At 73.5% G+C, this 16,590-nt stretch carries 13 protein-coding genes; 11 read left to right on the top strand and 2 right to left on the bottom strand.

Annotation, left to right across the window (positions count from 1 at the left end):
* Positions 1-69: 69 nt before the first annotated feature.
* The 3 genes from ACFY3I_RS25340 to ACFY3I_RS25330 all read left to right on the top strand — a co-directional run bounded on the left by ACFY3I_RS25340 (position 70) and on the right by ACFY3I_RS25330 (position 3,293).
* The gene (locus tag ACFY3I_RS25340; RefSeq protein ID WP_390862890.1) at positions 70-1,608 is read left to right on the top strand and encodes a metallophosphoesterase; all 1,539 of its coding nucleotides are present in this window, start codon (positions 70-72) and stop codon (positions 1,606-1,608) included.
* Positions 1,609-1,617: 9 nt separating this feature from the next.
* Positions 1,618-2,337 (top strand): class I SAM-dependent methyltransferase, encoded by a 720-nt coding sequence (locus ACFY3I_RS25335; protein WP_390862888.1) that lies wholly within the window; start codon positions 1,618-1,620, stop codon positions 2,335-2,337.
* A gap of 80 nt (positions 2,338-2,417) precedes the next feature.
* Positions 2,418-3,293 carry an alpha/beta fold hydrolase gene (locus tag ACFY3I_RS25330; RefSeq protein ID WP_390862886.1) on the top strand — a complete coding sequence of 292 codons (876 nt, stop codon included), beginning with the start codon at positions 2,418-2,420 and terminating at the stop codon, positions 3,291-3,293.
* A 174-nt stretch (positions 3,294-3,467) separates the two neighbouring features.
* On the opposite strand, the gene ACFY3I_RS25325 is transcribed toward ACFY3I_RS25330, so the two are convergent.
* Positions 3,468-5,078 (bottom strand): acyl-CoA synthetase, encoded by a 1,611-nt coding sequence (locus tag ACFY3I_RS25325; protein WP_390862884.1) that lies wholly within the window; start codon positions 5,076-5,078, stop codon positions 3,468-3,470.
* Between the two features lie 186 nt (positions 5,079-5,264).
* On the opposite strand from ACFY3I_RS25325, the gene ACFY3I_RS25320 reads away from it, so the two are divergent.
* The 8 genes from ACFY3I_RS25320 (at position 5,265) to ACFY3I_RS25285 (ending at position 14,385) form a co-directional block, all read left to right on the top strand.
* On the top strand, positions 5,265-6,065 hold the full coding sequence (locus ACFY3I_RS25320; RefSeq protein WP_390862882.1) for a crotonase/enoyl-CoA hydratase family protein: 801 nt from the start codon (positions 5,265-5,267) through the stop codon (positions 6,063-6,065).
* A 135-nt stretch (positions 6,066-6,200) separates the two neighbouring features.
* Positions 6,201-7,142, top strand: coding sequence for an OB-fold domain-containing protein (locus ACFY3I_RS25315; protein ID WP_365287592.1), 942 nt, complete (start codon positions 6,201-6,203; stop codon positions 7,140-7,142).
* Positions 7,139-8,227 (top strand): thiolase domain-containing protein, encoded by a 1,089-nt coding sequence (locus tag ACFY3I_RS25310; protein ID WP_390862880.1) that lies wholly within the window; start codon positions 7,139-7,141, stop codon positions 8,225-8,227. The genes ACFY3I_RS25315 and ACFY3I_RS25310 overlap by 4 nt, the downstream gene beginning before the upstream one ends.
* Positions 8,224-9,390 carry a thiolase domain-containing protein gene (locus ACFY3I_RS25305; RefSeq protein ID WP_365287596.1) on the top strand — a complete coding sequence of 389 codons (1,167 nt, stop codon included), beginning with the start codon at positions 8,224-8,226 and terminating at the stop codon, positions 9,388-9,390. Before ACFY3I_RS25310 ends, ACFY3I_RS25305 begins: the two co-directional genes overlap by 4 nt.
* Before the next feature lie 83 nt (positions 9,391-9,473).
* Positions 9,474-9,716 (top strand): DUF397 domain-containing protein, encoded by a 243-nt coding sequence (locus ACFY3I_RS25300; RefSeq protein WP_365287598.1) that lies wholly within the window; start codon positions 9,474-9,476, stop codon positions 9,714-9,716.
* A 149-nt stretch (positions 9,717-9,865) separates the two neighbouring features.
* On the top strand, positions 9,866-10,768 hold the full coding sequence (locus tag ACFY3I_RS25295; protein ID WP_390862878.1) for a universal stress protein: 903 nt from the start codon (positions 9,866-9,868) through the stop codon (positions 10,766-10,768).
* A gap of 138 nt (positions 10,769-10,906) precedes the next feature.
* Positions 10,907-13,582 (top strand): ATP-binding protein, encoded by a 2,676-nt coding sequence (locus ACFY3I_RS25290; protein WP_390862876.1) that lies wholly within the window; start codon positions 10,907-10,909, stop codon positions 13,580-13,582.
* Positions 13,583-13,887: 305 nt separating this feature from the next.
* Positions 13,888-14,385 carry a hypothetical protein gene (locus ACFY3I_RS25285; RefSeq protein WP_365287604.1) on the top strand — a complete coding sequence of 166 codons (498 nt, stop codon included), beginning with the start codon at positions 13,888-13,890 and terminating at the stop codon, positions 14,383-14,385.
* Between the two features lie 6 nt (positions 14,386-14,391).
* Here the strand turns inward: ACFY3I_RS25285 and ACFY3I_RS25280 are convergent, their stop codons facing one another.
* Positions 14,392-16,377, bottom strand: coding sequence for an N-acetylmuramoyl-L-alanine amidase (locus ACFY3I_RS25280; RefSeq protein ID WP_390862874.1), 1,986 nt, complete (start codon positions 16,375-16,377; stop codon positions 14,392-14,394).
* Positions 16,378-16,590: the final 213 nt, after the last annotated feature.

Here is a 16,590-nt window from a genome sequence, read left to right as displayed (position 1 = left end):
CCGGTTCCCTACCTCGCGCGGCCTCCGGTACCACCTCCGCCGTTCACCGGTGGTGCGCACATAGCAGACATGCGCTGCTGCCTCCCCGTCCCCCTCGGCGCACTCGCGGGCATCCCCGGCCCCCGCGAGATGCTCCGCTCCGGTCTCCTGCTCGCCCCCGCCCTGCTCAGGTCCGCCACCGCCCCCGCACCCCGGCACCCCCGCTCCCCGGCCGCCGTCCACCTGGAACTGGTCACCCTCACCGAGGACCGCGCCGTCATCACCTGGCACACCGCCCAGCCCGGCACCGACGACGGCACCGGCCGCATGCTGCCCGCCGTCACGGAGGGCGAGGTCGTCTACGGCACCCATCCCGCCCGCCTCGACCGGGCCGCCGGCGAGGACCGCCCGACCGCCCACCACCACGTCGAACTCACCGGCCTGGAGCCGGGCCAGACGTACTACTACCAGGCCCGCTCCCGAGGCGTGCCCGCCACGCCCACCGCGCTGCACCTGATGCGCGGCAACGCGGCGGGCACCTCCCGGTACGGCCTCGGCTCGCCCGGCGGCCCCTACTCCTTCACCACCCCGCAGCCCCCGCCCGGCCGCCACCTGCTCTCCCTCGCCCTCTGCAACGACCTGCACATCGGCGAGACCGTCGCCGGTCTGGTGGCCGGCGTGCCGTTCCTGCGCGGCGTGGCCCAGCGGGCCGGACGCACCGCCTACCCGGAGCTGATGAGCCGCGCCGTGGTGGACGAGGCCCGCCACCGCGGGGCCGACCTGCTGCTGGCCGCCGGTGACATCTCCGCCGGGGGCGGACCGCGCGACCTGGCGAAGGCCCGAGGGATCCTGGACCGCTTCGGCACCCACCGGCGCGACTACCTCGTGGTCCGCGGCAACCACGACAGGCCCGCGCGCCAGGACGACACCTTCCACCACGCCTTCGGCGCGCCGGACGGACCGGGCTGGTTCGAGCACGACGCGGGCGGGCTGCGGATCATCGGGCTCGACACCTACGACAAACACGGCAACGGCGGCGACGCGGGCGCTCTCGGCGCCGAGCAGCTGTCCTGGCTGCGCCGCCGGCTGCGGGCCCACCGGGACCAGCCGACCGTGGTCTTCGGACACCATCCCCTCACCGTGAAGGACGCCCTCTTCCCCGTGAGCCCCGGGCAGCGCCTCGGCCGACGGCAGGCCCGGGCGCTCCTGCGGGCCTATGCCGACGCCCCGGGTGTGTTCCTTCACCATGCCGGCCACACCCACCGCAACAAGCGCACCCATGTGGCCGACGCACCCCAGGTGACCCTCCAGGAAGTCGGCGCCGCCAAGGAATACCCCGGCGGGTTCTTCCTGCTGCGGATCCACTCCGGTGGATACGCCCTCAACTTCTTCCGGGCCCGCCACAGCGAGGCCCTGGAATGGACCGAGCGCAGCCGGCGGCAGGCCGGGGGCCTGTGGCCGTACCACGCGCTCGGCAGGACGGTCACCGACCGCAACAGCGTGACCGTCCGCGACCTGTCCGGCATCGGACGCCCCACGCGGCCGTCCGCGCCGCCCCGTTCGCCCCAAGGGATGACGGCGCCGCCGAACCCCGGCCCGGACGTGGCCCGGGGAACGCCGCCTCCGTAGCGTGGGCGCATGTCGACCCTGTGGGACCTCATGCACGACTGCATCCCTGACGACCACGCCCGCCAGGTCACCTCCCGCTACTACCTCGACGAGGCCATGAGCTCGCCGCGGGCTCCGGACCGGGTGGTCGACCTCGGATGCGGGCGCGGCACCTCGGCCGACCTCTTCCGCCGGCACGCCCCGGACGTGCGGTGGGTGGGGCTCGACATCCGTGACTCGCCGGAGGCCGCGCAGCGCACCCCCGGCGACGACCACGTGGTCTACTTCGACGGCGTCAACATGCCCTTCCGCTCCGGCGCGGTGCCGCTGGTCTACTCGCACCAGGTCTTCGAACACGTGGCCCGGCCCCGGGAACTGCTCGCCGAGGTGGGCAGGGTGCTGCGTCCGGGCGGACTCTTCATCGGCAGCACCTCCCAGTTCGAGCCCTACCACTCCTTCAGCCTGTGGAACTACACGCCGTACGGCTTCCGGGTGCTGGTGGAGGAGGCCGGCCTGGCCCTGGAGGAGATCCGGCCCTCGCTGGACGGCGTGACCCTGATCATGCGCACCTACCACTCGGCGCGGAAGGCGGAGTACGGCCGCTACTGGCAGCAGGAGTCGCCGCTCAACACGGAGATCGACACCTGGGGGCGCCGGAGCGGGCGGCACACGGCCCTGGTGAACCTGCGCAAGCTGACGTTCTGCGGTCAGTTCGCCTTCCGGGTGAGCAAGCCGCACGCGTCCGCCTGACCGGCCCGCTCCGCGGCCGCCGTGCGCCGCCCGGTGAACTCCGTTGCGCCACCGCACGGCCGTCCCCCAGGATCGTCGCCATGCCCACCTTCACCGCGCCGGACGGGACCCGCCTCGCCTACCACGTCCGGGGCGACGGCGAACCCCTCGTCGTGCTGCCCGGCGGGCCCATGCGCGCCAGCGCCTACCTCGGGGACCTCGGCGGGCTGGCGGCCCACCGCCGGCTGCTCCTGCTCGACCTGCGGGGCACCGGTGACTCCGAGGTGCCCGCCGACCCAGCGTCGTACCGCTGCGACCAACAGGTCGCCGACGTGGAGATGTTGCGAGCCCACATGGGGCTGGAGCACATGGACGTACTGGCGCACTCGGCGGGCGGGAGCCTCGCGACCCTGTACGCGGCGGCCCATCCGCACCGGATACGGCGGCTCGCGCTGATCACCGGCAACCCCTCGGCCCTCGGCCTGCGGACCACCCCTCGGGAACGGCTGGCCGCCGCCCGGCTGCGGGCCGCCGAACCCTGGTTCGACGCGGCGTTCCCCCCGTTCGAGGCCTGGCTGAACGGCACCGGAGACTTCGACGAGGTCTTCATGCCCTTCTTCTACGGCCGCTGGGACGACACCGCCCGGGCCCACGACGCGGCAGCCGAGGAGCAGGCCAACGACGAGGCCGGCGACCGCTACTTCGCCGACGGCGCCTTCGCGCCCGAGGCCACCCGGAACGCGCTGCGCGCTCTCACCGCGCCCGTCCTGCTGTACGCCGGCGAGTTCGACGGCGGACCCGGCCCGGCACTGGTGCGGCGCGCCGCCGAGGCCTTCCCGAACGCCGAGGTCACCGTCCAGCCCGGCGCCGGCCACTATCCGTGGCTCGACGACCCGGAGGAGTTCGTCCGCCGGACCGCCGGCTTCCTGAACCCCGGAACCCCCGAGCCCCCGCCGGCCCGCCGTCCGGCACCGTGAGAACACGCCCTAAGGGCTGTCCCGTAATCGCCGGTGGGTCGGCGCACGGCGTCAGATGCGGTGCATCGCAAGGCGGAGGGTCGTCCTCATACCGGGCGTATTCGGGCGACCCCGACAACGCTGCGAGGTGCCGTAGCTGTCGTCGTGCGCCCGCCGGGGATTACGGGACAGCCCTTAGCGGTCGGCGGCCACCGCCACCGCCCGCGCCCACCGGTAGTCCGCCTTGCCGCTCGGGGACCGCTGGATGGCCTCGGCGATCACCAGCTGGCGGGGAATCTTGTAGCCGGCCAGCTGGGCGCGGCAGTGGGTCTGGATGTCCGTGAGGGAGGGCCGTCCGGCGCCCTCGCGCAACTGCACCACGGCCGCCACGTGGTTGCCCCACTGGGCGTCCGGCACCCCGGCCACCAGCGCGTCGTACACGTCCGGATGGGACTTCAGCGCCTGCTCGACCTCTTCCGGATACACCTTCTCGCCCCCGGTGTTGATGCACTGCGAGCCCCGGCCGAGCACCGTGACGACACCGTCCTCGTCCACCGTGCCCATGTCGCCGAGGAGCACCCAGCGCCGGCCGTCCTTCTCGAAGAAGGTCTCGGCCGTCTTGCGCGGGTCGTTGTAGTAGCCGAGCGGGACGTGACCGCACTGCGCCACCCGGCCGGTCTCGCCGGGCGCGACCGGCTCGTGGGTGGCCGGATCGACCACCTGCGTACGGGAGTTCACCCGCACCCGGAACCGGCTGCCGGCCCCGGAGTCGTCGGTCGCGGTGCCGTTGAAGCCCGACTCGGAGGATCCGAAGTTGTTCAGCAGCATGCAGTTCGGGACGAGTTCGCCGAACTGCCGGCGTACGGTCTCGGAGAGGACCGCGCCGGAGGAGGAGACGCTGAACATGGAGGAGCAGTCGGTGCCCTTGAGCGGCCCCCTCAGCGCGTCGATCAGCGGCCGCAGCATCGCGTCGCCGACCAGCGACATGCTCGTCACCTTCTCCTTCTCGACGGTGCGCAGCACCTCCTCGGGCACGAACTTGCGGTGGATCACCACCCGCTGCCCGAAGTTGAAGCCGATGAAGGTGGTGAGCGTCGACGTGCCGTGCATCAGCGGGGGAGTGGGGAAGAACGTGATCCCGGTGCCGCCCGCCGCGACCCGCTCCGCCAGCTCCTCGGGCCGCCGCACCGGCTCACCGGTCGGCGCACCACCGCCCAGCCCGGCGAAGAACAGGTCCTCCTGACGCCACATCACCCCCTTGGGCATGCCGGTGGTGCCGCCGGTGTAGATGATGAACTGGTCGTCCGCCGAGCGCGCCGCGAAGCCCCGCCCGGGCGACCCGGCCGCCTCGGCCTCCGTGAAGGGCACGGCCTTCGGGCCCGCCCCCGGCGCACCCACCCGTACCAGGTGCCTCAGTCTCGGCGCCCGCGGCAGCGCCGCCGCCACCCGCTCGTCGAACTCCGCGTCGAAGACCAGCGCCACCAGGTCGGCGTCCTGATAGAGGTACGCCAACTCGTCCTCGACATAGCGGTAGTTCACGTTGACGGGGACGATCCGCGCCTTGAGGCAGCCGAGCACCGTCTGGAGGTACTCGACCCCGTTGTAGAGATGGAGCCCGAGGTGCTCGCCCGGGAGGATCCCGCTGTCGGCCAGGTGGTGGCCGATGCGGTTGGCGGCCGCGTCCAGCTCCGCGTAGGTCAGGCGGCGTTCCGCACCCGTGCCGGGGTGGTCGATGTACACGAGTGCCTCGCGGTCCGCGGCCACGTCGACGACCGACTCGAACAGATCGGCAAGGTTGTACTCCACCGCTCCTCCTGACCCCGGCGACCATGGCGAAGAAAGGCGCACTTGTCGGTTCGCCGGTCATCAGAGCAAAGGGCGCGGCAAGTGGGAAGGGTTCGCGCGAATAAATCTGACTGACTGTCAGAAAACCCTTGAAGTGCCTCCCGCCCTCCTGCAACCTGTTCTCGTTCCGGCAGAGGGGAGAGGTCCATGGGTGGCACGGAACACCTCACCGTGCGGCGCGAGGGCGCCACACTGGTGCTCACGCTCAACAGGCCCGAGGCCAAGAACGCGCTCTCGATCTCCATGCTCGTCGGCCTGTACGACGGCTGGATCGAGGCCGACGAGGACGACGCGGTCCGCTCGATCGTGCTGACCGGAGCCGGCGGCGCCTTCTGCGCCGGGATGGACCTCAAGGCGCTGGCCGGGGCGGGCATGGCGGGCGAAGGGCACCGCGACCGGCTGAAGGCCGATCCCGACCTGCACTGGAAGGCGATGCTGCGCCACCATCGCCCGCGCAAACCGGTGATCGCCGCCGTCGAGGGCCACTGCGTGGCCGGCGGCACCGAGATCCTCCAGGGCACCGACATCCGGGTCGCCGGCGAGTCCGCGACCTTCGGGCTCTTCGAGGTCAGACGCGGACTCTTCCCGATCGGCGGCTCCACGGTCCGGCTGCAACGCCAGATCCCGCGCACCCACGCCCTGGAGATGCTGCTCACCGGACGCCCGTACACCGCCCGGGAGGCCGCCGCCGTCGGACTCGTGGGGCATGTCGTCCCCGACGGCGACGCCCTCGGCAAGGCCCTGGAGATCGCCGAACAGGTCAACGCGTGCGGACCTCTGGCCGTCGAGGCGGTCAAGGCGTCGGTGTACGAGACCGCGGAACTGACGGAGACCGAAGGACTCGCCGCCGAGCTGAAGCGGGGATGGCCGGTCTTCGAAACGGCCGACGCGAAGGAGGGCGCCCGCGCGTTCGCGGAGAAGCGGACGCCCGACTACAGGCGCGCGTAGAGCCGTGCCGGGTGCGGCGATCCGGACACCGCGTGCCGTCCGCGGCCGGTCGCCCCCACCCGGCGGAGCCGTACCCGCCGCGGCCCGCGCCCCCGCCCGGGCGCCGCACACCACCCCGTCAAGGAGGCAGCCCCCATGCCCGAAGTCCTCAAGGCCCCCCTCGTCGTCGAGTTCCCCTTCACCCGCTCCCTCGGGCCCGTCCAGAGCGCCTTCCTCACCGGACTGCGCGAACGCGTCCTCCTCGGTGTGCGCACCGGCGACGGCCGCGTGCTGGTCCCGCCCGTCGAGTACGACCCCGTCTCCGCCGAGGAACTCCGCGACCTCGTCGAGGTGGCCCCCACCGGCACCGTCACCACCTGGGCGTGGAACCACCGACCCCGCCGCGGCCAGCCCCTGGACACCCCCTTCGCCTGGGTCCTGGTGCGCCTGGACGGCGCCGACACCGCGCTGCTGCACGCCCTGGACGCACCCGGCCCCGAGGCCGTCCGCACCGGCATGCGGGTCCGCGTCCGCTGGGCCGGGGAGCGGTCGGGCGCCATCACCGACATCGCCTGCTTCGAACCGTACGACGGCCCGGCCGCCGAACCGGCCGGACACGGCGGCGAGTTCGAGGACGCCGTGCACGGCATCGTCGCCCACGCCCGGCTCGACTACACCTACTCGCCCGGCCGCGCCCAGGCCGCCTACATCGAGGCCCTGGCCGGCCGGCGGACCTGCGGCGAGCGCTGCCCCTCCTGCCGGAAGGTGTACGTCCCGCCCAGGGGCGCCTGCCCCACCTGCGGCCTGGCCACGACCGAACAGGTCGAGGTGGGTCCCCGGGGCACCGTCACCACGTTCTGCATCGTCAACATCAAGGCGAAGAACCTCGACATCGAAGTCCCGTACGTGTACGGCCACATCGCCCTCGACGGCGCCGGCCTCGCCCTGCACGGCCGGATCGGCGGCATCCCCTACGACCAGGTGCGGATGGGCCTCAGGGTCGAACCGGTGTGGACCGAGGGAGCCCGCTACCCCGACCACTACCGGCCCACCGGCGAACCCGACGCCGACTACGACACCTACAAGGAGCTGCTGTGACCGCACCGACGCGGGACATCGCGGTCGTCGCCTTCGCGCAGACCGACCACCGGCGCACCAGCGAGGAGCTCTCCGAGGTGGAGATGCTCATGCCCGTGCTGCACGACGTCCTCGGACAGACCGGCCTGCGCACCGCCGACATCGGCTTCACCTGCTCCGGCTCCAGCGACTACCTGGCCGGCCGCGCCTTCTCCTTCACCCTCGCCCTCGACGGCGTCGGCGCCTGGCCGCCGATCTCCGAGTCGCACGTCGAGATGGACGGCGCCTGGGCGCTGTACGAGGCCTGGACCAAGCTGCTCACCGGCGACGCGGACACCGCGCTCGTCTACTCCTACGGCAAGTCCTCACCCGGCCCGGTCCGCGACGTGCTCACCCGCCAGCTCGACCCCTACTACGTGGCCCCGCTGTGGCCGGACTCCGTCGCCCTCGCCGCGCTCCAGGCGCAGGCACTCATCGACGCGGGCGAGACCGACGAGCGGGCGCTCGCCGCGGTCGGCGCCCGCAGCCGCGCCGACGCCGGTGAGAACCCCCACGCCCAGCTCCGGGGTGCGGTGCCGCAGGGCGACTACCTGGTACGGCCGCTGCGCACCGGCGACTGCCCGCCCATCGGCGACGGGGCCGCCGCGGTGATCCTCGCCGCCGGGGAGCGGGCCCGCGAACTGTGCTCACGGCCCGCCTGGATCCGGGGCATCGACCACCGCATCGAGGCACACGCCCTCGGTGTCCGCGACCTGACCGACGCACCCTCGGCCCGGCTCGCCGCCGAGCGGGCGGGCGCCTTCGAACGGCCCGTCGACACCGCCGAACTGCACGCGCCGTTCAGCTCGCAGGAAGTCGTGCTCCGCAAGGCGCTGCGCCTCGGCGACCAGGTACGGGTCAACCCGTCCGGCGGGGCGCTCGCCGCCAACCCGATCATGGCCGCGGGGCTGATCCGGATCGGCGAGGCCGCCGCCCGCATCCACCGAGGCGACAGCGACCGCGCCCTCGCGCACGCCACCTCCGGGCCCTGCCTCCAGCAGAACCTGGTCGCCGTACTCGAAGGGGACCCGCTGGAGAGCCCCGCCCAGGAAGGGGATGCGCGATGAGCAAGGAGCCCGTGGCCGTCGTAGGGGTCGGCCAGACCAAGCACGTGGCGGCCCGGCGGGACGTGTCGATCGCCGGGCTGGTCCGGGAGGCCGCCCGGCGCGCCCTCGACGACGCCGAGCTGAGCTGGGCCGACATCGACGCCGTCGTCATCGGCAAGGCGCCCGACTTCTTCGAGGGCGTGATGATGCCCGAGCTGTACCTGGCGGACGCGCTCGGGGCGGTCGGCAAACCCATGTTGCGGGTCCACACGGCGGGGTCCGTCGGCGGCTCCACGGCGCTGGTCGCGGCGAACCTCGTCGCCGCCCGCGTCCACCCCACCGTGCTCACCCTCGCCTTCGAAAAACAGTCCGAGTCCAACGCCATGTGGGGACTGTCCCTGCCGATCCCCTTCCAGCAGCCGCTGCTGGCCGGCGCGGGGGGTTTCTTCGCCCCGCACGTACGGGCCTACATGCGGCGCAGCGGCGCCCCCGACACCGTCGGCTCGCTGGTCGCCTACAAGGACCGCCGCAACGCCCTCAAGAACCCCTACGCCCACCTGCACGAACACGACATCACCCTGGAGAGGGTCCAGGCGTCCCCCATGTTGTGGGACCCCATCCGCTACTCGGAGACCTGTCCGTCCTCCGACGGGGCGTGCGCCATGGTCCTCACCGACCGGGCCGGCGCGGCGCGCTCGCCGAAGCCGCCCGCCTGGATGCTGGGCGGCGCCATGCGCAGCGAACCCACCCTGTTCGCCGGCAAGGACGCCGTGTCGCCGCAGGCCGGCAAGGACTGCGCGGCCGACGTCTACCGCCAGGCCGGCATCGCCGACCCGCGCCGGGACATCGACGCCGTCGAGATGTACGTGCCGTTCTCCTGGTACGAGCCCATGTGGCTTGAGAACCTCGGCTTCGCCGCGGAGGGCGAGGGGTGGAAACTCACCGAATCGGGTGTCACCGAACTCGACGGTGACCTCCCCGTCAACATGTCGGGCGGTGTGCTCTCCACCAATCCGATCGGCGCCTCCGGCATGATCCGCTTCGCCGAGGCCGCCCTCCAGGTCCGTGGCCTGGCGGGAGAACACCAGGTGGACGGCGCCCGAAAGGTGCTCGGGCACGCCTACGGCGGCGGCTCCCAGTTCTTCTCCATGTGGCTGGTCGGCTCGTCGGCCCCCGACTCCTGAAAGGACCCCCTCACGTGGCCTGTTGAGTGCCCGAGGCGAAAGCTAGGCTGGCCGCGGACGACGAATTCGGGAGGAGCACGGACGTGGCCGAGAGCACCATCCAGCAGCAGTCGGTACTGGGCTGGGACAAGCCGGAGCTGGACCTCAGCGGGGCCGAGTGGCAGTCCAGCAGCCGTGGCCTGGGGGATGTCCAGATCGCCTTTGTCGAGGGATTCATCGCGATGCGCAACAGCGGCCGCCCGCAGAGCGCCTCCCTCATCTTCACCCCCGCCGAATGGGGAGCCTTCGTGTCGGGGGCCCGGGAGGGCGAGTTCGACCTGACCTGAGCACCGCCCCCGGTTCCGCCGCGGAGCGGCGAACCGGGGGGTGTTCCGCAAGGATTTCCGGACACGTGACCAGCAGCGCCCGCCCGGGGCCGCCGCCTGAGACAGGCTGGCCCCGGACAGGGAAGGTCGTATTCCGGAGGTGAGCAACGATGAGCACTGCGCCGGTCATCGCCGCGGTGGACGGTTCGGACGGCAGCCTGCGCGCCCTGGACTGGGCCCTGGACGCGGCCCGGCGACGCGACGCGGCACTGCGGGTGCTGCACGTGCGTCAGTACGCCGCCTGGGGGCAGCCCGACGTCCTGGTCGCCGGAGAACCGGGCGAGGCCGGTGACCCCGTCCTCGACGAGGTCCGCGACCGGCTGGCCGGCGGCGGGGGACCGGCCGTCGAGTACGTGGCCATGGAGGGCGCACCCTCCGCGCTGCTGCCCGAACTCGGCAGCGACGCACAGCTGCTGGTACTCGGCTCGCGGGGCCGCGGCGGCTTCGCCGGGCTCATCCTGGGTTCCAACGGGATGGCGGCCGCCCGCGACGCCCGGTGCCCGGTGGTGGTCGTACCCGCACCGGGGCGCGAGGTCCCCGACGGGTTCCCCACCCGCCCCGGACCACGGGTCGTGGTCGGCGTGGACGTGGACGGCCCCGACGAGGCCACCCTGGCGTTCGCCTTCGCGGAGGCCGCACGGCGCGGTGCCCGGCTCCAGGCGATCGCCGCCTACCCCTGGCCGGTCCGGTTCTGGGCCACGGCCGGAGAACTCGCCCCGCCCACCGTCGACCAGGGCGAGGTCGAGCAGGAGACCCGCACCCTCGCGGAGGGCTTCCTCGCCCCGTACCTCAAGGAACACCCCGACGTGCCCGCCGAAGCGCTCGCGCTGCCCGGCGACGCGGCCGGAGCCCTGGTGGCCGCCTCCCGGGACGCCGAACTGGTCGTCGTCGGGCGGCATCGACGCAGCCTGCTGGCCCCGGCCCGCATGATGGGCTCGGTCACCCAGGCGGTCCTGCTGCACGCCGCGAGCCCGATCGCGGTGATCCCGCCGCCACCGTCCGAAGAGTCCTGAACTGTCCTGTCAAGCCCTTCGGGTGAGTAACCGTCAGTAGGGAGCGGATCACGCCCATCGGGCGTACGCTGAGCTGCCTGCACGCCACGGTGCGCGCCCGCTCCCCGCGCTCGCGCATCACCGTGGCAGGGGGTGGTCATGGGACAGCGGGTCCTTCGGAACCGACGGACGCTCTACGAACGTGAGAGCGAACTCGCGACCGTCGACGATGCGTTGGCGGAGCTCACCGGTCTCGGCGCGGACGGCGCCGCACCGGCGGACCGGCCGCTCGGCGCGCTGCTCGCCTTCGCCGGCCGGGCCGGCATCGGCAAGACCACGCTCCTCGCCGAGGTGCGCCGCCGTGCCGCCGCCCAGGGCTGCACCGTGCTCTCCGCCCGCGGCGGCGACCAGGAACAGCGCGTCGCCTTCCACGTCGCCCGCCAGCTCCTGCAACCCCGCCTCGCCGGCGCCCCGGAGGCCGAACTCCGCGCGTCGCTCGGCAGTTGGTACGACATCGTGGGCCCCGCCCTCGGCCTGTGCGCCCCCACCGAGGGCGCCCCGCCGGACCAGCAGGGCCTGCGGGACGGCCTCGACTGGGTCCTGACGCACCTCGTGGTGCGCCAGGCGCCGGTGGTCCTCGTCCTCGACGACGCGCACTGGGCCGACCCCGAATCCCTGGGCTGGCTCGCCGCGTTCGCACCCCGCGCCGACCAGCTCCCGCTGCTCTTCGTCGTCGGCTACCGGCCCGACGAACTCCCCGACCACGCCGAGTCGCTGCGCGGACTGCCCGGCCGGGCCGGCGGCCGCCCGCACGACCTGGAACCGCTCAGCGCCGGCGCCGTCGCCGGCCTGGTCCGCGAGAGCCTCGGCGCACACGCCGACGACGCCTTCTGCCACGAGTGCTGGGCCGTCACCGCGGGCAACCCGTTCGAGACCGTCGAACTGACCGCCAAGGTCCACGACCGCGGCCTCGACCCCACCGAGGCCGGCGCACCGCTGCTGCGCGACCTCGCCGCCGCCGTCAAGGGCAGCGGGCTGATCGCCCGGCTGGAACGCCTCGGCCCCTCCACCGTCCGGTTCGCCTGGGCCTGCGCCGTGCTCGGCACCGAGATCCATCCCGCGCTCGCCGCCGCCGTGGCCGGCCTCGGCCACGAGGAGGCCGCCGACGCGGCCGACGCCCTGCGCGGCGTCCGCGTCCTGACCGGCGTCGAGACCCTGGAGTTCGTCCACCCGCTGATCGCCACCGCCGTCTACCGGGCCATCCCGCCCGCCACCCGGGTCGCCCTGCACGGCCAGGCCGCCTGGTGCGTCACCGACGACGGCCAGGCCGCCGCGACCGCCGCCCGGCACCTCCTGGAGACCCACCCCGAGGGCGACCCCTGGGTCGTCCAGCGGCTGCGCGCCGCCGCCGGCGAGACCCTGCGGGCCGGCGCCCCCGACGCCGCCTGCCGCTACCTGGCCCGGGCCCTGCGCGAGCCGCCCACCGCCAAGGACCGTGCCGCCGTCCTCTACGAACTCGGCAGCGCCTCCCTGCTCACCGAACCCGCCACCACCGTCAACCACCTGCGGGCCGCGCTCGCGGAACCCATCGCCGAACCCGGACTGCGCCAGAACATCGTCTACCGGCTCTCCCAGGTCCTCGCCCACAGCGACCGGCTCGCCGAGGCCTCCGAGACCCTGGCCCGGGAGATCCGGGTGACCGGCGACGCCCGGGTCCGGCTGCGCATGCTCTCCGAACAGTTCATGTGGGACGCCTTCCGCGCCGACGAACCCGACCACCCCTCCCGTTCCCGGCGGCTGGCCCGGCTCGCCGACCGGCTCCAGGGCCGCGACCTCACCGAGCGGTACATCATCGGCCTGCGCACCTGGGACGCGGTGCAACGCGGCGAACCCGCCGAGGTCGCGCTCCGGCACGCCGAGCGCGCCCTGGCCGGCGGCCTCGGCTGGGCCGAGTCGGACCGGGGCTTCGAGGTGCCCGTCCTGGTCGCCCTCGCCTTCATGTACGCCGACCGGCCCGACCGCACCGAGGAGCTCTTCGCCACCGGCACCGCGGACTTCGAACGCCAGGGCTGGCGCGGCGCCCACCTCTCCTTCGCCTACACCCTCCACGGATACGTCCGCTACCGGCGCGGCCGCCTCACCGAGGCCGAGGACCTGGTCCGCACCGGACTGCGGATCGCCGAACGCGTCGGCCCCGGCACCCCCGCCCACTGGTACGCGGTCGGCACCCTCGTGCAGACCCTGCTCGCCCGCGGGCGCACCGACGAGGCCACCGAGGTCGCCGAGCACCACGCATTCCACGAGCCCTTCCCGGCGGCCGTGGTCTTCCCCGACGCCCAGACGGTCTACGGCGAGCTGCTCCTCGCCCGTGGCCTCGTCCAGGACGCGGCGGCCGAGCTCTCGGCCGCGGGCCGTCGCCTCGAACCGCGCGGAATCCGCAACCCGGCGTGGTGCCCCTGGCAGCTCCACCTGGCGCGCGCCGAGAGCCACTACGCTCCCGACCGCGCCCTGGCCACCGCCCTCGAAGCGGTGGGCCGCGCCCGCCAGTTCGGCGCCCCGTCGGCGATCGGCCAGGCCCTGCGCACCGCGGCCGAGGTCACCACGGGCCAGGCCCGCCTGACCTACCTGACGGAGGCCGTGACCCACCTGGAACGCTCACCCGCCGCCTACGAACTGGCCTGCGCGCTGGTGGCCCTCGGCACCGAGCTCCGCGACCCCGCGCACCTTCGCAGGGGCCTGGAGACGGCGGAGGGGTGCGGGGCGGACGGCCTGGCGGAGGAGGCGCGCGCCGCGCTGGCCAGGGCCACGAAACAGACGGAGGACGCGACCCCCTAGCGGCGCGGGGAACCACGCGAACAGCCACGACGGCGCCGCACCCGACACACCCCAGTCACCCGCGTACGGCGCTGCCCTCACCGCACCGCCGTCACCCGCACCCCGCGCGGCCCTCGTCGCACCGCCGTCACCCGTGCCCGGCGCGGCCCTAGCCGCACCCCCGTCACCCGCGCCCGGCGAGGCTCCCCGCCGCCACCTGCTCCGGCGCGCCCGCAACCTGCCCCGGCGCACCCCCCGCCGCACCGCCGCCACCCGCCCGGCGCCTTCGGCCCGGCCCGGTGCCGCCGACCCGTACCATGGAGCGCATGTCGTTCCTCCGTCGCCGCAGCGCCACTCCCGCCGGCCCCGACTTCGACGTACTGGCCATGGACCCGGGTGACTGGCCCGGCAACCTCGGCGCCGGGCTGCTGCCCGCCCCCGACGGCACCTGCCAGGGCGTCTTCCTGCGCTACGACCTCTTCGGCGGCCGCGGCCCCGCGATGATCATCGGCAACCTCCCCGAGGGTTCCCCGGCCCGCGAGATCGCGGCGGAAGAGGTCCCCTTCGAGGTCGGGCAGCTCCTGCTCGCGCTGGAGAACGACGAGGACGTCACCGTCGTCGGCACCGAGGACATGCCGGTGCTGCAGGGTGACAACCTGCTGATCGTACGGCGCCTCAAGCTCTCCGAGAGCCGGATCTCCTGCGTGCAGTTCGACCGCAGCGACGGTGTCCTCGTCACGATCGCCGCCTGGGACCGCCCGATCACGGACGACCTGTACGCCCTGCTGAAACCGCTCCCGGCGGAGCTGTTCCAGCAGGGCTGACGACCGCTACCGGCGCGCCCACCGGCTGGCGGGCGCCACGGTCACGTCGGCGGCGCGGACGAACTCGACCCGGTGGCCGTACTGGATCTCGTAGTACAGGTCCTTGCCGACCACCACCTTGTGCGAGGCGGTGTCGAAGGTGACCGCGTAGTAGTACTCGCCCCGCAGCACGTCACCGATCACGTAGGCCTGGCCCGCCGGGATGGTGTAGGGGAGCGGGGAGACCGCCTGGGCCGGTACCCCCGAGGGGTAGGCCGCCGCCTCCGGATAGGCGCGGCCGTACACGGGGATGTCGGTGAGGCCGGCCTTCGGCGTCGCCACCAGTCCCGTGGCGGACACCGCCGTCCGCGCCCCGGCCGGATTCCTGAACCAGGCCTTCTGCCCCAGGTACCAGATCGCGGTCCAGTCGCCCCAGGTGTCCGCCACCGCGTACTGCTGGCCGGTGGAGACCCGTGAGGAGAGGTCGTTCACGTCGGTGGTCGGCGTCCTGCCGAAGCCGATGTCCTTGATCAGCGCCGAGTTCTCGTCGTGGTCCGAGTAGAGCCGTACCTCGCTGGAACCGTGCGCCGCGCAGGGCTGGCCGCTGCTGACGCAGCCGGTGTACGCCGGCTGGTTGGTGGCGTAGTCCGGCAGGATCGTGACCAGACCGCCCTTCCTGCCCGCGGTGCGCTTGAAGGGGTGGTCCAGCAGTTCGAAGTAGTGCCGCCAGTCCCAGTACGGGCCGGGGTCGGTGTGCATCCCGGGGATCGTGGAGGTGGTCGGTCCCGGCACGTTCTCGTGGCCGAGGATGTGCTGGCGGTCCAGCGGGATGTCGTACCTGTCGGTCAGATACTTCACCAGCCGGGCCGACGACCGGTACATCGCCTCCGTGTACCAGGCGTCCGGCGCCGCGAGGAAGCCCTCGTGCTCGATTCCGATCGACTTGGCGTTGATGTACCAGTTGCCCGCGTGCCAGGCCACGTCCTTCGCCTTGACGTGCTGGGCGATCAGACCGTCGGTCGAGCGGATGGTGTAGTTCCAGGACACATAGGTCGGGTCCTGGACCAGGTTGATGGTGCCGTCCCAGGCGCCTTCCGTGTCATGGATGACGATGTACTTGATGCCCTGCGAGGCCGGCCGGTCCCCGAGGTCGTGATTGCCGTAGTCGTCGTCGCCGAATTCCGCGTAGGGCGCCGGGATCCATTCGCACGACACCGTTGCCGGGCATTCCGTGCCGTCCCTCGACACGGTCCGCAGCCCTGTCGGCCCCGGCCGCGCGGTGTCGGCCCTCAGGCCGGGCCGGGCGGCGAGGGCGACGGCCTGTCCCTGGTCCGTGACGCGCTGCTCGCCGGTGCGCAGGACGTCGAACACGTCGTTCGCGTACGCCGCGGCGGTGGCCGAGTCGTCGGCGCCCGAGAAGCGGGCGATCGCGCCGTACCAGTCGGCGGGATCGGCACTGAGCGGGTGGTGCAGGGACCGCTGTGCGGAGGCGAGCAGGGCGGCCCCGCCGGCGACGTTCGCGGCCGGGTCGGTGCGCAGCCGCGCCGCCGGGATGCCGGTCAGGCCCGCGGCTCGCACGAGGGTCCTGAGCCGGGCCGGCAGCGCGGAGTCCGCCGGTACCCGGACGTGGGGGTGCAGGGCCGGACGGGCGCCGTCACCCCGGGCGTCCTCGGTGCCGTCGGCGAAGTGCTCGGTGGTGGTGGCCAGCGCGGTGCGCGCGTCGGTGAGGTGCATCGGGCCGTAGCCGCCCGTCACACTCGGCGCGCCGCCGTGGGTGTCCCAGCGGGACTGGAGATAGGAGACGGCCAGCAGAACGCTCTGCGGCACGTGGTACTCGGCGGCGGCGGACGCGAACGAGCGCTGCAGCAGCAGGGCGGACGAAGGGGGCCCGCCGGGCGGCGGAGCGGCACCCAGCAGGGGCAGCAGCAGTGCCGCGAAGCCGACGGCGGCCGCCGCGCTGCGCACATGTCTGCCGCCACGGGCGGGGGCTGGCTCGGTGACGGTTCCTCGCAATGCGGCCTCCTGGGGCGATCGAGCGCGGCGGGGCGTGCGGGGCTGAGCGTGGCTCAGTGGTACCGGCTTGCCGACGATCCGTCAATCATGCCCAGAGGAGCGGGAATTCCCATGTCATACGTTGATCGTGGGAGTTTCGCGCCGCAGGCTCCCGGCCTGCGGCGCGTCAGTGGCGTACACCAGTGGAACGGGCGGGACGGCCCGGGAAATCCG

It is taken from the genome of Streptomyces sp. NPDC001068 (assembly GCF_042897315.1).
In the GTDB taxonomy this organism is placed as follows: Bacteria; Actinomycetota; Actinomycetes; order Streptomycetales; family Streptomycetaceae; genus Streptomyces.
Note: the sequence above shows the minus strand (reverse complement) of the source record. Positions and strands in the feature narration are given on the sequence as shown.